Origin of the sequence: Mariniplasma anaerobium (genome assembly GCF_016865445.1) — a bacterium.
In the GTDB taxonomy this organism is placed as follows: Bacteria; Bacillota_I; Bacilli_A; order Acholeplasmatales; family Acholeplasmataceae; genus Mariniplasma; species Mariniplasma anaerobium.
On sequence record NZ_AP024412.1, the window covers coordinates 1,521,727 to 1,540,208 of the forward strand.

The 18,482-nt window shown below is 30.8% G+C and carries 22 protein-coding genes, 1 riboswitch and 1 other annotated feature; of the genes, 6 read left to right on the top strand and 16 right to left on the bottom strand.

What is annotated here, in order from left to right:
* Positions 1-44: 44 nt before the first annotated feature.
* The 4 genes from MPAN_RS07275 to gap all read right to left on the bottom strand — a co-directional run bounded on the left by MPAN_RS07275 (position 45) and on the right by gap (position 4,043).
* Positions 45-1,352, bottom strand: a complete 1,308-nt coding sequence (locus tag MPAN_RS07275) for a hypothetical protein (protein WP_176240069.1) — start codon at positions 1,350-1,352, stop codon at positions 45-47.
* 92 nt (positions 1,353-1,444) lie between these two features.
* Complete coding sequence (locus tag MPAN_RS07280; RefSeq protein WP_176240070.1) at positions 1,445-2,029, bottom strand: hypothetical protein; 585 nt, start codon at positions 2,027-2,029, stop codon at positions 1,445-1,447.
* Positions 2,030-2,083: 54 nt separating this feature from the next.
* Positions 2,084-2,656 (bottom strand): hypothetical protein, encoded by a 573-nt coding sequence (locus MPAN_RS07285; protein WP_176240071.1) that lies wholly within the window; start codon positions 2,654-2,656, stop codon positions 2,084-2,086.
* Between the two features lie 133 nt (positions 2,657-2,789).
* Positions 2,790-2,864, bottom strand: a riboswitch (cyclic di-GMP riboswitch).
* Positions 2,865-3,029: 165 nt separating this feature from the next.
* Entirely contained in the window at positions 3,030-4,043 is a 1,014-nt protein-coding gene (gene gap, locus MPAN_RS07290) for a type I glyceraldehyde-3-phosphate dehydrogenase (protein ID WP_176240072.1), read from the bottom strand.
* 181 nt (positions 4,044-4,224) lie between these two features.
* Here gap and MPAN_RS07295 point away from each other — a divergent pair, with 181 nt between their 5' ends.
* Both MPAN_RS07295 and MPAN_RS07300 read left to right on the top strand, forming a co-directional pair.
* Complete coding sequence (locus tag MPAN_RS07295; protein WP_176240073.1) at positions 4,225-4,776, top strand: CYTH domain-containing protein; 552 nt, start codon at positions 4,225-4,227, stop codon at positions 4,774-4,776.
* Positions 4,777-4,867: 91 nt separating this feature from the next.
* A complete protein-coding gene (locus MPAN_RS07300) occupies positions 4,868-5,269 on the top strand; it encodes a hypothetical protein (protein WP_176240074.1) in 402 nt (133 codons plus the stop codon).
* 56 nt (positions 5,270-5,325) lie between these two features.
* Here the strand turns inward: MPAN_RS07300 and MPAN_RS07305 are convergent, their stop codons facing one another.
* A complete protein-coding gene (locus tag MPAN_RS07305) occupies positions 5,326-5,790 on the bottom strand; it encodes a Spx/MgsR family RNA polymerase-binding regulatory protein (protein ID WP_176240075.1) in 465 nt (154 codons plus the stop codon).
* A gap of 205 nt (positions 5,791-5,995) precedes the next feature.
* On the opposite strand from MPAN_RS07305, the gene pepF reads away from it, so the two are divergent.
* From pepF to MPAN_RS07320, 3 genes are all read left to right on the top strand, one after another.
* Positions 5,996-7,759 carry an oligoendopeptidase F gene (gene pepF, locus MPAN_RS07310; RefSeq protein WP_176240076.1) on the top strand — a complete coding sequence of 588 codons (1,764 nt, stop codon included), beginning with the start codon at positions 5,996-5,998 and terminating at the stop codon, positions 7,757-7,759.
* 19 nt (positions 7,760-7,778) lie between these two features.
* Positions 7,779-7,972: a binding site (T-box leader), on the top strand.
* 47 nt (positions 7,973-8,019) lie between these two features.
* Complete coding sequence (gene trpS / locus MPAN_RS07315; RefSeq protein WP_176240077.1) at positions 8,020-9,018, top strand: tryptophan--tRNA ligase; 999 nt, start codon at positions 8,020-8,022, stop codon at positions 9,016-9,018.
* A gap of 93 nt (positions 9,019-9,111) precedes the next feature.
* On the top strand, positions 9,112-10,656 hold the full coding sequence (locus MPAN_RS07320) for an IS1182 family transposase (RefSeq protein ID WP_231756762.1): 1,545 nt from the start codon (positions 9,112-9,114) through the stop codon (positions 10,654-10,656).
* A gap of 157 nt (positions 10,657-10,813) precedes the next feature.
* Here the strand turns inward: MPAN_RS07320 and MPAN_RS07325 are convergent, their stop codons facing one another.
* The 11 genes from MPAN_RS07325 to MPAN_RS07375 form a co-directional block, all read right to left on the bottom strand.
* The gene (locus tag MPAN_RS07325; RefSeq protein ID WP_176239199.1) at positions 10,814-11,650 is read right to left on the bottom strand and encodes a diacylglycerol/lipid kinase family protein; all 837 of its coding nucleotides are present in this window, start codon (positions 11,648-11,650) and stop codon (positions 10,814-10,816) included.
* A gap of 8 nt (positions 11,651-11,658) precedes the next feature.
* A complete protein-coding gene (tyrS, locus tag MPAN_RS07330; protein ID WP_176239200.1) occupies positions 11,659-12,903 on the bottom strand; it encodes a tyrosine--tRNA ligase in 1,245 nt (414 codons plus the stop codon).
* Positions 12,904-13,127: 224 nt separating this feature from the next.
* Complete coding sequence (locus MPAN_RS07335) at positions 13,128-14,129, bottom strand: LacI family DNA-binding transcriptional regulator (protein ID WP_176239201.1); 1,002 nt, start codon at positions 14,127-14,129, stop codon at positions 13,128-13,130.
* A 133-nt stretch (positions 14,130-14,262) separates the two neighbouring features.
* The gene (gene rplS, locus MPAN_RS07340) at positions 14,263-14,619 is read right to left on the bottom strand and encodes a 50S ribosomal protein L19 (RefSeq protein ID WP_176239202.1); all 357 of its coding nucleotides are present in this window, start codon (positions 14,617-14,619) and stop codon (positions 14,263-14,265) included.
* 127 nt (positions 14,620-14,746) lie between these two features.
* The gene (gene trmD, locus MPAN_RS07345) at positions 14,747-15,472 is read right to left on the bottom strand and encodes a tRNA (guanosine(37)-N1)-methyltransferase TrmD (protein ID WP_176239203.1); all 726 of its coding nucleotides are present in this window, start codon (positions 15,470-15,472) and stop codon (positions 14,747-14,749) included.
* Positions 15,469-15,957: a ribosome maturation factor RimM gene (rimM, locus tag MPAN_RS07350; protein WP_176239204.1), complete on the bottom strand. Its 489-nt coding sequence runs from the start codon at positions 15,955-15,957 to the stop codon at positions 15,469-15,471. The genes trmD and rimM overlap by 4 nt, the downstream gene beginning before the upstream one ends.
* 11 nt (positions 15,958-15,968) lie before the next feature.
* Positions 15,969-16,217, bottom strand: coding sequence for a KH domain-containing protein (locus MPAN_RS07355; protein ID WP_176239205.1), 249 nt, complete (start codon positions 16,215-16,217; stop codon positions 15,969-15,971).
* A gap of 18 nt (positions 16,218-16,235) precedes the next feature.
* Positions 16,236-16,478, bottom strand: a complete 243-nt coding sequence (gene rpsP, locus MPAN_RS07360; RefSeq protein ID WP_176239206.1) for a 30S ribosomal protein S16 — start codon at positions 16,476-16,478, stop codon at positions 16,236-16,238.
* Positions 16,479-16,559: 81 nt separating this feature from the next.
* Positions 16,560-16,787 (bottom strand): DUF2129 domain-containing protein, encoded by a 228-nt coding sequence (locus MPAN_RS07365; protein WP_176239207.1) that lies wholly within the window; start codon positions 16,785-16,787, stop codon positions 16,560-16,562.
* A complete protein-coding gene (locus MPAN_RS07370; protein WP_176239208.1) occupies positions 16,777-17,169 on the bottom strand; it encodes a YlbF family regulator in 393 nt (130 codons plus the stop codon). Before MPAN_RS07370 ends, MPAN_RS07365 begins: the two co-directional genes overlap by 11 nt.
* Positions 17,166-17,852, bottom strand: coding sequence for a pseudouridine synthase (locus MPAN_RS07375; RefSeq protein ID WP_176239382.1), 687 nt, complete (start codon positions 17,850-17,852; stop codon positions 17,166-17,168). The genes MPAN_RS07370 and MPAN_RS07375 overlap by 4 nt, the downstream gene beginning before the upstream one ends.
* A 44-nt stretch (positions 17,853-17,896) precedes the next feature.
* Between MPAN_RS07375 and def the strand changes: the two genes are divergently transcribed.
* On the top strand, positions 17,897-18,481 hold the full coding sequence (gene def, locus MPAN_RS07380) for a peptide deformylase (RefSeq protein ID WP_176239209.1): 585 nt from the start codon (positions 17,897-17,899) through the stop codon (positions 18,479-18,481).
* The last annotated feature ends 1 nt before the right edge of the window (position 18,482 follow it).

The following is an 18,482-nucleotide window of genomic DNA, read 5'->3' on the forward strand; positions in this document are numbered from 1 at the left end:
TATGGTAAAGGCAAAGTATTATTATATATTTTTTAGATTTACACTTAATTTTGATACAACTCCCAAGCTAAACTTGAACCTGCTAAATCAGGTTGTTGGTTTGTCGTTTGAGTTAAAGCAATATAAACTGCATCGTCATAATAAACGATATCTCCTGCACTATAAACATTAAACCAATAATATTGATAACCACTAATTTGATTCCATGCATTAGCTATAGTTCCGGGTGCATTATTGTTTGCGTTTGTAGCATTTACGACTTGATATACATTTGAATTATAAACTGTATATTCACCTAATTGATATACATTTAATGCATTATAATTAATTGTTGCCATACCATTCCAACTATTTGTAGTTGTGCCTGGTATATTAGATGAATTAGTAACATTTGCTAATTCATATACATTTGTTTGATACATAACTAGATCACCATTTACATAGGTGTTATATTGCTGCCACTGTTGTGTGTTGATTGCTTGCCATATACCTTTAGATGCTAATGTTCCTGGTTGAATATTTCTTTTTTGCCCATTAATAGCAACTAACGCTTTATAAAATATGCCATTATATAATGTATATTTGGTATTATTTGGAACACTACCATTAAATGTTGGAACTGTTAATGCAGTCCATGCAGCATTTGTGCCTGGAACTGATCCTGATGCCCAACCGCCATTAGTTGTCGTATAATAAGTGCCATTATATAAGGTAAAGTCTCCATTTGCATAAACATAATTTGTTGAATAAGTTAAATTTCCAACTAAAGCCCAATCATTTTGTGATCCTGGCTCTGATGTTGTATAGTAACCTTTATAAATCCACAATGCTCCATCAAAAAAGACAATTTCATTAAGATTTGTAGCTTGACCTGTGACCCAAGATAGAGTATCCGTTACTTGATTTTCCCATGGACCATTAACACCAGTTGTAATCGGATCATTATTGGTCTGTTCCCATTTAGAGAGATAGATATTATCGTTGTAATAAATAAGATCATCTAATCTATAGGTAACAGTTGAATACCAGTTAAGATCATTGTAGATAGTCCAATTGTTTGCTGTTGAAGGTATATTATTTAATGAAGTATATCCATGATTTACCCAAATATTACCGTCATACCAAATAATATCTCCATTTGCATAACTTGTTGATTCATCATAATAACTTATTCCATCTGGTGAATATGGACCAAATGTCCATGAACCTATGGTTACTTCACCATTTGAGTTTGTTTGACTTCCTAAAATAGAGTTTGCCCAAAAGGTATATGTATCTTGAGTAGATAATGATAACATGAAAAGAATCATGAGTAAGCATGATGAAAGTATTCTTTTATGTATATTTTTCATATTATCACCTCCATATTTTTTGCTATAAAAGCGACTATAAGAAGTCGCTTTTTTGCTTAGTCATTTTTATTGTAAATAATTTTTACAATTAATTAAGGTGTTACTGTAAATGTTACGGTGAAAACAACATCTTGACCTGTAACATCGTCATAGATTCCTTCTGTAGTTGGTTCAGTCATTTGAACTAGTACATATACTGGAACTGTTGAACCCGCGTCAGCTGAAATAGCAGTATCTGCTGTGCCAGTTAAAGAATAACTTGAAGCTCCAGTAGTTACTGTAGGAGCAGCTCCACCTATTTGGTAAGAAACTAAAAATAATGAATTAAATTCAACAGAATTAACTTCTCTATCGCCAATTGCAACACTAAGTGCACCTACTGTACCATCACCTAAGTCATCTGTACTATCCCAAGCAACATCAAAAGTAAGTAATACATATTCTACAGGTGACCCTGCACTAACACCACTAAGTCCAAAAGGTACTAAAGCACCTGCACTAGTTTCATCTCCAACTGTAACTGTTGTAGCAACCGTATCACCAGCACCAATTGTAACTGTTCCAGATGCTGTGTCATTATTTCCAGTTACTGAACCTGCCCAAAATGCAAATGTAAATCCACTAACTGCTACTGCTAACATAACTAATAAACCTATAACTAATTTTCTTTGTTTCATAATTTTTTTCTCCTTTTAATCTTTCCGATTTTTTATTTTTTCTTTTTTTTTATTTTATTCTTCTGATTCTTTCGGTAAAACAGTAAAGCTTAATGTAAAACTTAAATCTTGTCCATTAATTGCTTCGAATGCGGCTACCGAATCATCCACATTGGCAAGTAAGGGATCTTCCACTTCAGTTAAATCAAGTGGTTCTAACAATCTAATCACAACTGTAATTACAACTTCTGAGTTAAATAACTCATTTGTATGAATATCTTTAGATCCATTAATTTGGATATCTACAAGATGTGCATACTCTGTTGAATCACCAATCTTGACTTCAATAGCTTCTACAATTAAGTTCACACTTTTAACCAGTGTTTTATCTATTGAAACAGTATAAACGAACGTTGCTGATTCTTTTTCACCTAGGAAGACTGCTTGTCCTTCAGGAACTAATGTGCCGGTAAACGAAGTTCCAGTCTCTGTTATCTGTAAATTTGCTTGCTCTCCGCCAAATTCAATAATTACATTTGAATTTGTATTGACATCATTCCAATAAGCAACTGCGGCAGTTGATGTAAACGCTAGTCCTACAATCAACAAGATGATAATAATAATTTGAATGTGTTTTGCTTTTAGCACATATAATACCTCCCTCTTCAGGCTATTAAAAAAGCCAACGTTAGTACGGTTGACTATCAGTGCTCTTCTTTATATAAAATAAAAAGGCTCTTGATAATCAGTAAGTCATGTATTATTCAAATCGAATAATTTCAATGACAACTGGCTACCATTAACAGGCCCTGTAGTTTTGCGTCCTTAGATTTCCCTAAGTTTGCCTTTTACATTTTTTTAGAACTGCTCGATAATAGCAATTCACGTAAATTATATAACAAATATCAAATTTGTCAATAAATTTGTTTTGTTTTTTTATTTTTTGCTGAATTTTTTAGAAAAATAAACGATTTAGGCATTCTAAATCGTTTATTTTCTTTATATTTGTGTGTTTTTTTACTTATTTAATTAAACTAGCTAATTTTGAAACAGTTCTTACTAGTTGAGCAGTATAACTCATTTCGTTATCATACCAAGCCATAACCTTAACTAATTGACGATCATCATAGTTAACGATTTGTGTTGTGTTAGCATCATATAAAGAACCAAATCTAGTTCCAATAACATCACTTGATACGATTGGATCAGATACATATGCTAGAGATTCATTTGCAGCAGCTTTAAATGCAGCATCTATTTCTTCTAGTGTTGTATGTTTTTTAACTTCTACAGTTAAATCAACAATTGAGCCTGTAACTGTTGGTACTCTTAATGCTGTACCATCTAATTTACCTTTTAATTGAGGTAATACTAGACCGATTGCTTTTGCAGCACCAGTTGATGATGGAATAACACTTTCTGCAGCAGCACGTCCACGTCTTGACATGAAACCTTTTTTATGTGGTTGATCTTGTAATGATTGATCAGCTGTGTATGCATGAATAGTTGTCATGAAACCACCAGCAATACCAAAGTTATCATCTAATACTTTAGCAATTGGAGCTAAACAGTTAGTTGTACATGAAGCACCACTAATTACATCTTCGCTACCATCTAAGATATCATCATTTACATTATAAACGATTGTTTTAACATCATTACCAGCTGGTGCAGATATTACTACTTTCTTAGCGCCTGCTTGAATATGCCATGAAGCTTTTTCTTTACTTGCAAAAAATCCAGTGCATTCTAATACTACATCAACACCATATTTTTTCCATGGTAATTCTTTTGGATCTTTAATAGAGTATATAGTGATTTTTTTACCATCTACAACTAATTGATCACCATCTGTAGAAATTGAATCTATCTTGAAATTTCTTTGTGCTGTATCATACTTAAGTAAATAAGCAAGAGTTTCTGGATCTGTTAAATCATTAATTGCCACAACATCAAATTTAGGATCATCTGCCATAAGTCTATATGCAAGACGTCCGATACGGCCGAAACCGTTAATTGCTACTTTAATAGCCATAATTATATTCCTCCTAATGAATAGTTTTATTCTTCACTAATATTTTACCATTTTAATTTATAATTACAAACTATTTGAAATAAGGTTTATAATGTAAACGTTTTTCCTTTAATTTAGATAGTGGTTTTGGTATAATAAATATGCAATCATAAAGTATAGAACTTTTTAAGAAGGAGCTCCTATGGTTAAAAATATTGAAATTGAATTTAAATCTGCAATTACAAGAGAAAAGTATCTTGAACTCTTGAAAAAATTTGATTTAGAGAATAATATCTTTACACAAACAAATTATTATTTTGATACAGATGATTACAAATTTAATCAACAAAAGATCGTTTTACGCATCAGACAAAAAGGTGAATCTAGATTTAAAGTAACTTTAAAAAGTCAAAGTGAAGAAGGCGCTTTTGAAAATCATGTTTTTTTACAAAAAGAACAAGCATTAGAAATGATCGAAAAAGGGTTTAACACAAAAGATTTTTTCGAAGATGTTGATGCTTTTGTTACTTATAAAGTGAATTTAAATAATCATCGTGTTTCGACACCATATGAAGGCGGAGTTATTTTCTTAGATAAATGTGATTATTGTAATGTGACTGACTATGAAGTTGAATATGAAGCTTCTAGCTATAATGAAGGAAAAATCATATTTGAAAACTTCCTGAAATCGCATAACATCGAAATAAAACCGACAAAACGCAAAAGCGAAAGAGCATTTACATGTAAAAGATAGCAAAATTGCTATCTTTTTTTGATATAACATTGACAAAATGGCTTAATGAAACTATAATAAAAGATAAAGTAATGAGCGATGGAGGATATTAATGAAAGAAAGAAATTTACTGTATTTTATAACAGCACTTGTTGCTAGTATTTTATTACTGATATCTATATTAGCAAGAACACAAGCCTGGTTTAATATAAATGATTATGGACAATTAGCAATTCCAACTATTCATTATCTATTAATACCAGTAGCACTTTTATGGGTTGGATGGTATTTTGAAGTTGATGGGCTACTTTTATCAGCAGCTGTCATTTTAAGTATTGTCTTTGGATTCCAACTAAACAATTGGGGTTTATTAAACAATGACCCATATATCGTATCAAGATATGCTCCAATGGTAAAAACTGTTTATGTTTTAGGGCTAGTATTAAACTTAGGAACTTTTGTTTTAGCATTCTTCACTTATGTTAAATCATCATTGAGTCTTAAACAAGATTAATTAGTCAATTATAAAAATAAAAGCCGCAATTTAATTGCGGCTCTTTTTTTTATCATTTAATGATTTCTTTGTTGTTCTTGTTTAATTTCATCGAAATAGCGTCTAAGAGCACTTTGATAATCACAATGTTCATCGTTTGGACAATCTGTACACATGATTAACTCTCTAAGTCTTTTTGGAATAAACACTCTTATTTCTTCATCATTATATCCTACTTGTAATTTTTGTCCATCAATCATGATTGGACGTTTTAATACACTTGGGTTTTCTAAGATAAAGGCTTTAAGTTCACTGATCCGCATATCTTCTATATCTAAATCTTGTTCTTTAAATACCTTTGATCTTGTTGATATGATATCTTCAAAACCATTTTCAGAATTTTCTAACATGCGATCGATATCTTCTTCCGTGATGCGTTGATTGAAAAGGTTCTTTTCTTCATAAGCTACCTTATGATCATCAAGCCACTTCTTCGCTTTTCGACATGACGAACAACTTGGTGTAGTATATATTGTAATCATTGTCTTCCTCCTTGTGGAGCATAGGTATCAGCCTATAGCACTTTGTGTAGTCTTGCTTACTAATTATATAATTATTTATAATAAATATCAAGATTTGAAAACGTTTTATCAAAAGTTTACATAATTTGCCATATACTTATTTTTTTGTTTTTTAATGTCTTATACGTTATAATTAAGTAAATATATTAAGAAAGAGGTATTATATATGTCAAAATGGGATCTAAGTTTATTTTATCCTAATTTAGAAGCATGGGATGAAGATTTTAAAAAAATGCCGAAACATATTGAGTTATTGGCTTCATTTAAAGGTAAACTCAATAACTTCGAAGACTTTTTAGCGTTTCATAAAGCTGAAGAAGATGCAACAAATTTATTATATCGTTTATATGGATACATTCACTTAAATAGTGATCTAAATCTAAAAGACAGCATTAAATCATCTAAAAATCAACAAATGATGATCATGCTATCAGAATTAGGTCAAAAAACAAGTTATGTTTCTCCTGAGATTATTGCAATAGGCGAAGAAAAAGTTATGTCATTTGTCGAAAAAGATAAGTTTTTAAAAACTTATAAGTTTCAAATGGAAAAACTTTTCTTGCAACAAAAACATGTTTTATCAGATGATCAAGAACAAATCATGGCTAATTTCGGTTCAGTCAGACAAATTCCTTCATCACTTTATCAAGGCATTGCAATTATAGATGCAGTTGATCAAGAAGTTACATTTAAAGATGGAACTAAAAAAACAATTACTTCTTCTAATTATCGTTCCATCCTTCCTACTTTAAAAGATCCAGAAGATCGTAAATTAGTTTTTGAAGCAGCATTCAAACGTTATAAAGATAATAAGAGTGCTTTTGCCGCTACTTATAATCTTGTGCTTCAACAATTAAAAGCAAATTATAAATCAAGAGGTTATAATTCGTCTTTAGAAGCAGCATTATTTAGAAACAACATTCCAGTTGAAGTTTATAAAAACTTAATGGATGTGGCATCTGAAAACACTGAAGGCATCAAACGCTATCTTGCTTTAAGAAAAAAGCATTTAAAATTAGAAACATATCATACATATGATCGTTTCCTTACTTTAGTAGAAGATGACACTAAATATTCATTTGAAGAATCAAGAAAGATTTTCTTTGAATCAATTGCACATCTTGATAAAGATTTTATTAAAAATCAAAAAGATGCAGTAAAAGATGGATTTGTAGATGCTTTCCCTGCTGAGGGTAAACGCACAGGTGCATATTCATCAGGATTTTATGGATTCCATCCATATATCTTATTAAATCATGATGAAACACTAGATTCTCTATTTACTTTAGCACATGAGTCAGGTCATTCAGCACACACATTATTCTCAAATCAAAATCAACCGATGGCATCTGCTGATTATACAATCTTTGTCGCTGAAATCGCATCAACATTTAATGAACATAATCTTTTAGATTATTTAGTTAAAACATCTAAAACTAAAGAACAAAAACTTGCTTTACTAGAAAAAGCAATCGATGGTATTATGTCAACATTCTTCCGTCAAACGCTATTTGCAACTTATGAATATAAAGCTAATGAATTAGTTGAACAAGGTATGCCTATTACAGAACAATCATTATCTAAAATTATGATTGACTTATACAAACACTTCTATGATATTGATATCACAACTGAAAATGGAAAAGAATATGTCTGGGCATATATCCCTCATCTATTCCACACACCATTTTATGTTTACCAATATGCAACAAGTTTTTCTGCTTCATTAAAGATTTATGATAACGTTAAAAATAATAAACCACAAGCAATGGAAAACTTTTTAGGTCTACTTAAATCTGGTGGCAGTGACTATCCAGTTAATCAAGCTAAAAAAGCTGGTGCAGACTTAACAAATAAAGAAACATTTATGGCAGTTATCAAACGTTTTAATGAACTTGTAGATGAACTAGAAAAAACACTTGAACAATAATTTTAATTCGTGATATAATATAAATGCAATGATAAGGAATAAGTAGTTTAAAAATATTTACTTTTTTAAGAGAGTTAGAGATGGTGAGAATCTAACAGTAAATTTTTAAATGAATGGGCCCTTGGAGCAAAAAGTCTGATCAAACTATACTGATTACAAGGGCTAGGGAAACCTAGAACTAAGGTGGCACCGCGTCTATCAGACGTCCTTAGATTTCTAAGGACGTCTATTTTTATATTAAAATCGAAAGGAATGATTTGATGAAAAGATTAGTTTCAGGCATTAAGCCAACTGGACAATTAACACTAGGCAATTACATAGGAGCATTAAAACAATTTGTAAAACTGCAAGACGAATTAGAGGATACCGAATTCTTTATTTTTATTGCTGATCTTCATGCAATTACTACACCCCAAGAAAAACTAGCCTTAAAAAGAAATATAAAAAGTATAGCAGCTTTATATATTGCATGTGGACTTGACCCAGAGAAGATTAACTTATTTGTTCAATCAGAAGTTTTGGAACATGCAACACTTGGCTACATCATGGAATCTACTTCTTATATTGGCGAAATGGAGCGCATGACTCAATTCAAAGATAAAAAAGGTAAACAAACTGAAGGTGTAAGAACATCCTTGTTAACCTATCCAGCACTCATGGCTGCAGATATTTTATTATATGATGCAGATATCGTTCCTATTGGTGATGATCAAAAACAACATCTAGAACTTACAAGACATCTAGCACAACGATTTAATAACCTCTATGGGGAAACATTTGTCGTTCCTGAAGGGTTTTTCCCTAAGACAGGTGCCAGAATCAAGTCTTTAACAGAACCGCTTAAAAAGATGGATAAGTCAAGTGAAAACCCAAAAGCCTACATCCTTTTATTAGATGATTTAAATCAAGTGAAAAATAAGATTAGATCTGCAGTGACAGATTCTGATACACATATTAAATTCGATGTTAAAAATAAACCTGGTATATCTAACTTATTAACGATCTACTCATCTTTAACAGACTTATCTATTAAAGATTTAGAAAAAAAATATGAAGATTCTAACTACAAAGTTTTTAAAGAAGATTTAGCTAACATAGTTGCTGCTACTTTAGAACCTATACAAGAAAAATATGATCAAATCATAAGTAGTCCATATCTTGATGAAGTTTTAGATAAAGGTAGAGATAGAGCATCATTAATTGCTAGAAAGAAAATCTATAAAGTCTATAAACGTATAGGACTTGGTAGAATTAAATAAAAAAATGGGGCTGTAATGAAATAAAATCATTATAGTCTATAAAACACAAAACCACTCTGGAAAATCCAGAGTGGTTTTTGATATAATTGAAGTATGACAAGCACCCAATTAAATCAATATTATTTTAACGCAAAACAATTAAAATTACCACTAGAAATGAACATTTTAATACCATTTGATAGTGAAGTCAGAACATTTGACGAAGTATTTTCAAAAATCGAGGTTAAAAAATACTTAGTATCCAAATCTCATCAAGGTAGACTAGGATACAATTCAGTCAATATGTTGAAATTGGTATTGTTTTGCCAGATGGAAAAAATCCATAGTTTAAGAGCAATGGAAAAGGCAGCTAAAAATGATATTAGGCTCATGTGGTTGACTAATGAGTTAAAACCAAGCCATAATACCATCAAAGAATTTATTAATACCCACTTAAAAACATCCATCGAAGATATCTTTTTAGAGATCAATCAATATATCGCAAAAAAAGAACAAATTGATATCAATACCTTATATATAGATGGGACAAAGATAGAGGCAAACGCAAACAAATATAAATTTGTTTGGAAGAACTCAATTCTTAAGTTTAAACAAAAACTTCAACTCAAAATTACCAAGACTCTGCACAAATTAAATGAAGACTATAAACATTTAGGCATCTACTTTCTGATCAAAGAAGATTATGAGATATCATATTTAGAAAAGATTAGAGATTTCTTAGTCAATGAAATTGACAAAGAAGGCATTGATTTTGTCTATGGCAAAGGGAACCACAAAAGTGGATTACAAAGAGATTATGAAGATATCGTAGACTACATAGAAAAACTAACAAGCTATAATCATGATTTAGAGATCATAGGTCCATCAAGAAATTCATATGCAAGAACAGATCATGGTGCAACATATATGCGCATGAAAGACGATCATATGAGAAATGGTCAATTAAAGGCTGGATACAACATTCAAATTGGCGTGTCAGATGGATATATCATGCATATGGATGTCTATCAGAATCGAAGCGATTATAAAACATTAGAACCATTTCTAGAAGGATTTAATCATAGCTATGGATTTTATCCTAAATATCCTGTAGCAGATGCTGGATATGGTGGACTTATAAATTATAGATATTTAAAATCCAAAGATATGGAACTCTATCAAAAATATCCAATGTATAAAAAAGAAACCAGCAATCAGAACTATATAAATAGTCCTTATCGTGCAGAAAATTTCACTAAAGATAAAAACGGGAATCTAATTTGTCCAAAAGGACGAAAGATGAATTATCTATTTACAAGACACAATGGTAAAGATGTTTATGAGTCATCTACTTGTTTAAGATGTCCGCTAGCTTCAAAGTGTAAAAAAGGGAAAGCTCCAAGACGTATTGAAGTCAATGAAGAATTATGGAACTATCAAAAAAAAGCAAGAGATAATCTTCAATCTGATTTAGGTATAGAACTTAGGATTCAACGCTCAATTCAAGTTGAAGGCGCATTTGGGGTTTTAAAAGAAGACTTTAAATTTAGAAGATTTAAGCGACGTGGCATCCAAAATGTTAAATTAGAGTTTATGTTACTCTCAATTGGGTATAATTTATCAAAATATCATAACAAGCAACAACGATTCGTTCAATAGTTATCCTGTGGAAAACTAAAGAATTTTGAAGTTCTCTTTTAAATATGCCTAAAAACAGGTATTTTTTTATGTTTATCCACAAAACAAAAGAAAAAGGGACTGTGTAGTCCATGAAGATTAAATATTCTTCATTTCATTACAGCCCCTTCTTTTTTATCTATATATGTGCTTCAAATTTCTTAATTGGATAAACAACATCTCCATCAATTTGAAGATAAGTATCTTCTTTAAACTCTATTTTTACATGTTCAGCTCTGTAAACTGAGACATATCTTTTAAAGATGACATGCCAACCCAAATAGATTGTTGGAAAAATAAGAATCAACATCCATTTTGGTATCTTTTTAACGATAACAACATATAATGCTTTTTCGTTTCTACTTGCTTTAGGGGCGATTTTCATCCCTCCACCAAAATAAGGTGCATGCATGACTGACGCAAACCAGACTTTATTTTCTTCAATGATTTTAGAATCAATGTCTAATTTTGCATAAATTGGTTTAAATTTAACAAATCCTTCAAAAGCATGACGAAAATAATTACGTTTATTCTTCTTATATTTAGAGTTATTGACTAAATCGCCAATATATCCATCAAGTCCAGCACCAGCACCATTTAAGAAATGCTTTTTTTGATCCATATACTCAACAACTGGTAAGTCTTTTAAATAGGGTTTAATTAAAACAACTTTTTGTTTTGTCTTTAAACTTCTAATAAAATCATTACCTGTTCCTGCTTGATACATAAATAGTTGTTGTGGATAATTAAGATCATAGATGTGATTAGCAAGTCTATTTAATGTGCCATCTCCACCAACTAGTATAACTCTATCATCGTCATTAAGTGTATCTAAAAATGGTTGAATTTCTTGAACTTCTAAGATATTTACTGTTCTGACTTTATTGCCTTTATCTTCTAGCTGTTCAACTATATTTTGAATGAAACTTTCTTTCTTCCCATTTCTTGATAATGAGTTATAAAGAATAATATCCATATCTTCACCTATTTCATTACGACTAATGCGTATTTTTTCTTGCCTCTTCTAATCATAACATATTGATTATAATATGAATTATCTTTATTTAATTCATATTCAATATCACTTATTTTTTCTCCATTGACACTAACTGCATTACTTGTTACAAATTGTCTAGCTTCTCTTTTTGATTGAGCAAGTTTAGTCTCTACTAATAAATCTATGAGATTTAAATTTTCATCAACTCTTAACGTATCTAAGGTCTTTGAAATCATCTTAAACTCTGATTCAGTTAAATCACTAAATTCACCACTAAATAGTGCATCTGTAACTCTTAATGCTTCGTCTATTGCTTTTTGTCCATGGACAAGTTTAACGACTTCATAAGCTAACATCTTTTGTGCAGCTCTTAATTCAGGTGCATGTTTCAGTTTGTCTTCTAAATCTAGTATGACTTCTTTATCCAATAATGTCAATGTTTTTAAATAAGTAATCACATCTTGATCAGATGCATTAATAAAGTATTGATAAACTTCATAAGGGCTTGTAAGTTCGCTGTCTAGCCATAATGCACCAGATTCACTTTTCCCAAATTTTTGACCGTCGGCTTTTAATAATAATGGTGAGCTAAGTCCAACTGCACTTGCTTTATCACCTTCGATTTTTCTAATAAGTTCTAAGCCTGTCGTAATATTTCCCCATTGGTCAGACCCACCAAATTGAATTTTACAATCATGATTTTGATACAAATGAAGAAAATCAATAGCTTGAATGAGCATATAAGAAAATTCAGTATAAGAAATACCTACATCTAATCTTTTTTGTACTGTATCTTTTGCAAGCATATAATTGATTGAAAAATGTTTACCATAATCTCTTAAAAATGAAATCATATCAATATTTTTAATCCAGTCATAGTTATTAACAAAAATTGAATTTTGGGGATTTAAAAACTGACTTAATTGCATCTTAATTTTATCAGCATTTTGAAGTGACTCTTCTAATGTTAATAATTTTCTTTCACTTGTTTGTCTTGGATCACCAATTAATCCAGTTGCTCCACCAATTAAAACAATAGGTGTGTGCCCGTATTTTTCTAATAAAAGCATTCTTACAATTTGGACAAGATGTCCAACCGTAAGAGATTGTCCTGTTGGATCAAACCCACAGTAAAATTTAACGCTTTCTTCATTTAATAGTTTTTTCGCTTCTTCTTCATTACTAACATCTTTAATCAATCCACGCCATAATAAATCTTCGTATAATTTCATCTTTCTTCACTCCTTATTTAAATAAAAATCGCCCTTAGGTTAAAAACGCTAAGGACGAAAAATTTCGCGGTACCACCTTAGTTCCAAAGATTACTCTTTAGCACTTAAAATTTTATAGATCTCCATAAGTGTACTTCAAGTTTTATTTTCTCCTCATGTTCCACCATCATGAAGTCTCTGTCCTAGGTTTTTAAAACTTTACTATATTTATTTCATCGACCGATTTACTTGTTTCTTGTTGAATCACGTTTTACAATATAATGCGGTAAACTGATTCTAATATTATCTACATCTTTAGAGTTCATTAACTTCGTTAATAATCTCATAGATACAGCACCTATATCATACACTGGGACATCGATAGATGTCAAGTTAGGTCTTGATAATAGTGCGTATTTAGTGTTTTGAAAACCTGCAACTGCTAAATTTTCAGGAACTTTTATGCCATTATCTCTTGCAATATTCATAAAGCTAACTGCAATTGAATCTCTAACGCCAATAGCTGCATCAATTTTTTTATCTTTAAAAAATGTTGCGAAGTGTTGACGATTCACATGCGTGTCACCACTTGTTCTAAAAATCTTAGGTTCAAGTCCAGCTTCTAACATTGCTTTTGTATATCCAGCTTCTTTTTTATCATTTACTGAATAACGACGTGCAGTACTTAATAGATATATATCTTTACGATTGTCATCTATCATCACTTTAGTAATTTCATAGCCTGCTTTTTCATAATCAATACATACCATAGGTACGCTTGGATCGTCAGACACAACATTAGCTAAAACATATGGAATTTGATTGTCTACAAAAATACGTCTAACTTCCTCGACGCTTTTTTCTGATAGTTCATCATTTAAATATAAAACACCGTCTAATTGTTCCGCAACAACATCTTGTAAGATATCATTTACATCCATATCTTCTCTAATTGAAAATAATTTAACTGAGTATTTATAGTTTTGAGCGATATCACCAATACCACCTAACATTTCAGAAACAGAAGCTCTTGTAACGTCAGAAATAACGATACCAACCGTTGTTGTTTTTCTACTTGCTAATCCTCTAGCAATCACATTTGGTCTATATCCTAATTCTTTAATGACTTTCAAGACTCTTTGTCTAGTTTCTTCTTTAACTTTTTCTGGATTATTTAATACACGTGAAACTGTTGCTAGAGAAACACCTGCAGCACCAGCAACGTCATAAATGGTTGTATTACCCATGATATTCACCTCTTTTTAATATTTGAATTACATGAACATTATATCACGTGATGTAAAGGCTTTCAAGCATTTTATGAAAATATTTTCATTCGCTTACAAAAAAAATAAAGAGGCTTGGCCTCTTTATGAAAACTTATCGTTTTTCTTTAATTCTAGCTGCCTTAGCAGATAACGTGCGGATGTAATGTAATCTAGCACGTCTTACTTTACCTCTACGTGGTACCTCGATATGATCAATCGCAGGTGAATGTAGTGGGAAAGTACGTTCTACGCCAATTCCATAAGATACCTTACGGACAGTAAATGTTTCAGATACGCCTCCGCCTTGTCTTTTAATAACAAGACCTTCGAATAACTGAATACGTTCACGAGTGCCTTCCTTGATCTTAACAAATACTTTTACAGTATCTCCAGAATCAAATTCAGGTGCTTCTTTGATGTAAGAACTTGTGATTGAAGCTATTAAATCTTGCCCTTTTAGTCTAGCCATGTTCGTCTCACTCTCTTTCCTTCCAATGTTCATGCACCTTTTGCAGCGGACCATTGTGTATAATTTCGGCTTTTTTATTATAACAAAGTTCCTAAGAACTTGCAACAATTTTAATGAATTTTGCTGATTATGAATTGTTTTTAGATTTAAGTTCGTCTAAAATGTTTTTCTCTTCATCAGTAAGTTTGATTTGGTCTATTAAATCTGACCTTTTCTCATATGTTTTTTTTATGCTTTCTTTTTTGCGCCATGCTTCTATGTTTTTATGGTGTCCTGATTTTAATATCTCTGGAACATCATATCCTTGATAGCTTTCAGGTTTCGTATATTGTGGATATTTTAACCAACCCTTTTGTAAACTATCTTCTTCATATGATTCTTGTGCAATTACATTAGGAATTAATCTAACGATTGCATCACTTAGAATCATTGCAGGTATTTCTCCACCAGTTAATACATAATCACCAATAGAAATTTCTTCATCTATAAGTTCTTCTACTCTAGCATCAATACCTTCATAATGTCCACATAATAAAATCAAATGTTTCTTTTGTGATAATGTTGTAGCGCTGCTTTGTGTAAATAGTTTACCTTGTGGGGATAATAATATAATATGACTATCCTTTGTTTTCAACTTTTTTATTACTTCATAAAATGGAGCAAATTGCATAAGCATTCCTGCTCCTCCACCATATGGAGTATCATCTATCTTTTGATGTTTACGATCTGAATAATCTCTTAATTGATGACAATTAATTTCAACTAAATCATCTTCAATTGCTCTTTTAATAATAGATGTTTCTAAAAAAGTAGTGAAAAATTCAGGGAAAATAGTGATGATGTCGATAATCATAATAAACCTTCTATCGGTTTAATTACAATTTTTTCATCATCTATATCTCCTATAAATTCTTTAATAAATGGAACCAATGCTTTTTTACCATTAGGTTTTTCGATTTCTAATAGATGGCCTTGTGGCACTTCAATAAGTGCACTAGCTATACCGACTTGTTCAAACTTATCAGTTACTACTTTTTTACCAATCACATCATCATAGTGATAATCGTTGCTTTCTAATTGTTCAGAAACATCAGCCTCAGAATAAACATATAAACCTTTGTAAGGTAGAATGTCATTAATATCATCAAATTTTAAAAATTTAACAATTAATACATTCTTGTTTTCTCTAACTCTTTCTATTGTAAATTCATGTTTTTGATCTTTAATCATGACAAAAACCTTATAACCAACTAAAAAGCGGTCAAAATCACTTAAATTGTAGATTTTAACCTCTCCTCTGATGCCATGTGTACTTGTAATTTTACCAATTCGATACATGAATATCTTCCTTAAAACGCGTCTATATCAATATGTACACGCTTGTTTTCTTTTGATGCCCCTGCATATACTATGGTACGCATTGCGTTAGCAATTTTTCCACCTTTACCAATTACGCGACCTAAGTCAGCTTCATTGACCATAAGTTGAATTGTTATTGTCGTATCATCTGTTGATAATATTTTGACCATAACATCATCAGGGTTCACGACTAATGGCAAGATCATATTTTTGATCAATTTTTCAAAATCTACCGCCATACTTCATTCCCCCTCTTATTATTTTTCTAAAACGCTGTACTTTTTAAATAAGCTTCTAACAGTCTCAGTAGGTAGAGCACCATTATCCATCCATTTTTGTACTTTTTCTGAATCCACTAAAACTTTTCCTAAAAGTGGATCATAAGTTCCTAATATTTCTAAGAATCTTCCATCTCTTGCTTTTTTTGAATCACTTGCAACAACACGATAGAATGGTCTTTTATTAGAACCAAATCTTTGTAATCTTAATCTAACTGCCATATTTGTTTTCTCTCTTTCTATTTTGTATATACTACCATTATAACGATTTTTTTCTAACTGTCAAGTCTTTTTCCTTAACAGTTAAAAATTTAATTCTTGATCATATGTTTGAGATGGTCCAAAATGTTTTAACCCTTTAACATTTTTCATCTGTTTAATGATCATTTCTTCATTTGATTTATCAAAATATAATACAGCGTAATGCTGTTTTTCTGAAATATATGATATATCTACTGGAAGGTTTTTTAGCTTGTTTAAAACGTGTTTGCCGTGATAGATGGCTACGTAAGAGATTCTATTAGTGTACATGGCAACTGCCTCCTTTTTTAATCATTCCAAACTTATTAGGTGCTGGAATATGATCTGATATTGTTTTTGATATATGATTTAAAAACTCATTGAGTTTTGCTTCAAATTCTAATTCTAATTCAAGATATTTCTTAACTTCTGGCATTTCATATAATGTCTTTTTTGTTTCGCTTAATACCTTTATGCTTTGTTTATAATCAGGGTGATAAGTTCCCCCTTCGTTTAAAACAATTTGGTATTTTATTTTAGCATCGCTAAATGCTTTAATTTCATCTTTATACAAAAGATCTATATTTTCATTAAGATGCTTAATTTCTTTAATTGATGGATCGCTTAAGATTTCATCTAATACATCATATGTTTTAATGATTATATCGGTCACAAAATTTCATCCTTTCTTACTTGTATATAGGTTCCTGGAAATAAATCTTTAAGTTTTAGATTCCCTATTTGTATTCTCTTTAAGTATATCACTTCATAGCCCACCTTTAAAAACATACGTTTAACTTGGTGGAATTTTCCTTCATCAATAACAATGGATACTTCTTTTCCATTGGTTTTTATATCAAGAGCTTTTGCGATAAATGGTTTTTGATGACCATCAACTATTTCAATTCCATTTAATAATAGATTTGCATCAGTAAATTTTTTATCTAAAACAGCAATATAAGTCTTTGGAAGATGATGATTTGGATGTGTAATTTCATGAACAAATTTCCCATCTGTTGAAAGAATCATCAATCCTTCAGTATCTATATCTAGTCTTCCCGCTATTTTAAAATCAAATCGATCAAATGGCTTTTTAATTAAATCAATTACACATGGATGCATTTCATCCTTATTAGCTGAAACATAACCTTTTGGCTTATTTAAGGCTAAATAAATAGTATCTTCATAAAAAATCAATTCATCATCTATACTTATTTTTTCTAAACTTGGTTCAAAACTAAAATCTGCATCAAAAATCTGATGATTATCTATAATGATTTTATGAGATTTTATAAATGATTTCGCTTGTTTTCTAGAGCAAAATTTCATTTGACTTAAAAATTTATCTACTCGCATAAAATCTCCTAATTGTGATATAATATGGTCGAGAGGTGTATGTTATGATTTTAATGAAAAATATAATTCGTGAAGGCCATAAAACATTAGAAACTGTAGCAAAAGACGTTAAACTGCCTTTATCAAGTGCTGATAAGAAGCTCTTAGTAGATTTGCTAACATATGTTAAGAATTCACAAGATAATCAAATGGTAGAAAAATATGGACTACGTCCCGCAGTAGGTATTGCTGCTCCACAAGTTAATGTTTCAAAAAGAATGTTCGCTTGTCATGTACAGGACTTTGATGGGACACTTTATTCTTATGCTCTAGTTAATCCTGTAATGACTAAAAAAAGTTTAGAACTAATTTATCTTCCAGGTGGTGAAGGTTGTTTAAGTGTTGATAGAGAAACAGAAGGTATTACACCAAGATATAAATCAGTAACTTTTGAAGCTCTACATTATGACCAAGCATCTGATCAACTCATTCCAGTTAAATTAGAACTAGAAGGTTATATTGGAATTGTTTTCCAACATGAATTCGACCATATAAATGGCATCATGTTTACGACCAAATTATTTGATACAATCCCAAATGCTAAACCTGCATTCGAATTTATAGATGAAGATGAAGAAGATACTTTGTAAT

Excerpts from the sequence above, each read along its gene's own strand:
- MPAN_RS07275 (WP_176240069.1), bottom strand. The coding sequence starts at position 1,352 with ATGAAAAATATACATAAAAGAATACTTTCATCATGCTTACTCATGATT.
- MPAN_RS07280 (WP_176240070.1), bottom strand. The coding sequence starts at position 2,029 with ATGAAACAAAGAAAATTAGTTATAGGTTTATTAGTTATGTTAGCAGTA.
- gap (WP_176240072.1), bottom strand. The coding sequence starts at position 4,043 with ATGGCTATTAAAGTAGCAATTAACGGTTTCGGCCGTATCGGACGTCTT.
- MPAN_RS07295 (WP_176240073.1), top strand. The coding sequence starts at position 4,225 with ATGGTTAAAAATATTGAAATTGAATTTAAATCTGCAATTACAAGAGAA.
- MPAN_RS07300 (WP_176240074.1), top strand. The coding sequence starts at position 4,868 with ATGAAAGAAAGAAATTTACTGTATTTTATAACAGCACTTGTTGCTAGT.
- MPAN_RS07305 (WP_176240075.1), bottom strand. The coding sequence starts at position 5,790 with ATGATTACAATATATACTACACCAAGTTGTTCGTCATGTCGAAAAGCG.
- pepF (WP_176240076.1), top strand. The coding sequence starts at position 5,996 with ATGTCAAAATGGGATCTAAGTTTATTTTATCCTAATTTAGAAGCATGG.
- trpS (WP_176240077.1), top strand. The coding sequence starts at position 8,020 with ATGAAAAGATTAGTTTCAGGCATTAAGCCAACTGGACAATTAACACTA.
- MPAN_RS07320 (WP_231756762.1), top strand. The coding sequence starts at position 9,112 with ATGACAAGCACCCAATTAAATCAATATTATTTTAACGCAAAACAATTA.
- MPAN_RS07325 (WP_176239199.1), bottom strand. The coding sequence starts at position 11,650 with ATGGATATTATTCTTTATAACTCATTATCAAGAAATGGGAAGAAAGAA.
- tyrS (WP_176239200.1), bottom strand. The coding sequence starts at position 12,903 with ATGAAATTATACGAAGATTTATTATGGCGTGGATTGATTAAAGATGTT.
- MPAN_RS07335 (WP_176239201.1), bottom strand. The coding sequence starts at position 14,129 with ATGGGTAATACAACCATTTATGACGTTGCTGGTGCTGCAGGTGTTTCT.
- rplS (WP_176239202.1), bottom strand. The coding sequence starts at position 14,619 with ATGGCTAGACTAAAAGGGCAAGATTTAATAGCTTCAATCACAAGTTCT.
- trmD (WP_176239203.1), bottom strand. The coding sequence starts at position 15,472 with ATGATTATCGACATCATCACTATTTTCCCTGAATTTTTCACTACTTTT.
- rimM (WP_176239204.1), bottom strand. The coding sequence starts at position 15,957 with ATGTATCGAATTGGTAAAATTACAAGTACACATGGCATCAGAGGAGAG.
- MPAN_RS07355 (WP_176239205.1), bottom strand. The coding sequence starts at position 16,217 with ATGGCGGTAGATTTTGAAAAATTGATCAAAAATATGATCTTGCCATTA.
- rpsP (WP_176239206.1), bottom strand. The coding sequence starts at position 16,478 with ATGGCAGTTAGATTAAGATTACAAAGATTTGGTTCTAATAAAAGACCA.
- MPAN_RS07365 (WP_176239207.1), bottom strand. The coding sequence starts at position 16,787 with ATGTACACTAATAGAATCTCTTACGTAGCCATCTATCACGGCAAACAC.
- MPAN_RS07375 (WP_176239382.1), bottom strand. The coding sequence starts at position 17,852 with ATGCGAGTAGATAAATTTTTAAGTCAAATGAAATTTTGCTCTAGAAAA.
- def (WP_176239209.1), top strand. The coding sequence starts at position 17,897 with ATGATTTTAATGAAAAATATAATTCGTGAAGGCCATAAAACATTAGAA.